Source organism: Polaromonas sp. P1_E3 (genome assembly GCF_056405935.1).
The window spans coordinates 1-1,129 of the sequence record NZ_JBFUBD010000639.1; the positions used below are offsets into that span (position 1 = coordinate 1).

2 protein-coding genes are annotated in these 1,129 nt (G+C 57.8%); both read left to right on the forward strand.

Annotated features, from left to right (window positions below; translation table 11 throughout):
• On the forward strand, window positions 1–478 hold a 478-nt coding region (locus tag AC1D0Z_RS22410), incomplete at its 5' end, for an exodeoxyribonuclease VII large subunit (protein WP_477660348.1).
• Window positions 479–532: 54 nt separating this feature from the next.
• Window positions 533–1,114 (forward strand): Fe-Mn family superoxide dismutase, encoded by a 582-nt coding sequence (locus AC1D0Z_RS22415; RefSeq protein WP_477660349.1) that lies wholly within the window; start codon window positions 533–535, stop codon window positions 1,112–1,114.
• Window positions 1,115–1,129 lie beyond the last annotated feature (15 nt).

Sequence of the window (1,129 nt, forward strand, 5' to 3'; positions counted from 1 at the left end):
GCCCCAAACTGTCTGGCTGAGCGCGCTGGACCTGGCCCTGTCGCGGCTGCAAAACGGCGTAGACCGGCAACTGGAGTCGCACAATCAGCGCCTGGACTGGGCGGCTTCCCGGATAAGCCGGCCGTCGCATCTGGTTACCAGGCAGCATGCCCGCCTGACGGGGCTCGGCCAGAGCCTGAGCCAGGCTGCGCGTTCGGCACTTCAGCACGAGCAACGCAAGCTTCAGGCCTTGGGCAGCGATTTTCCGCACGAAGTGCAAGGCAACCTGCAGCGAGGCCGGCAGCGCGTCGAGCGCGCACAGTTGCGGCTTGAATTGCTGGATCCAAAACTGGTCCTCAAGCGCGGATATGCCTGGCTTGCCGACCTTCAAGGTCAGCCTATTACCAGCCGGGAAAATACACAGGTAGGGCAGCCTGTGCGCGCTACCCTTGCAGACGGCGAGGTCGATTTGACCGTTTGTGCGCGCAGACTGATTTAGTTTTTACAATGAGATCGTTAAAAGCAGTTTATTCATCACCACGAGGAAAAAATCATGGAACACAAACTCCCCCCGCTACCGTACCCAATCGACGCCCTGGCGCCGCATTACAGCCAGGAAGCCTTTGAATACCACCATGGCAAGCACCACAATGCGTATGTGGTGAACCTCAACAACCTGCAAAAGGGTACCGAGTTTGAAGCCATGACGCTCGAAGAGATCGTCAAAAAGTCCAGCGGTGGCGTTTACAACAATGCGGCCCAGATATGGAACCACACCTTCTTCTGGAACTGCATGAAGCCCGCCGGCGGCGGCGAACCTGGCGGCGCACTGGCCGCGGCTATCAATGCCAAATTTGGCTCTTACGCCGCATTCAAGGAGGCTTTCGTCAAGTCTGCCGTTGGTAATTTCGGTTCCGGCTGGACCTGGCTTGTCAAAAAAGCCGACGGTACTGTTGACATCGTCAACACCGGTGCCGCAGGCACCCCACTCACGACGGCCGACAAGGCATTGCTCACGGTGGATGTCTGGGAACACGCCTACTACATCGATTACCGTAACCTGCGCCCGAAGTTTGTCGAAACCTTTCTTTCCAACCTGGTGAACTGGAGTTTTGCCGAGGCCAACTTCGCCTGATTGGCTCCCTTGCGC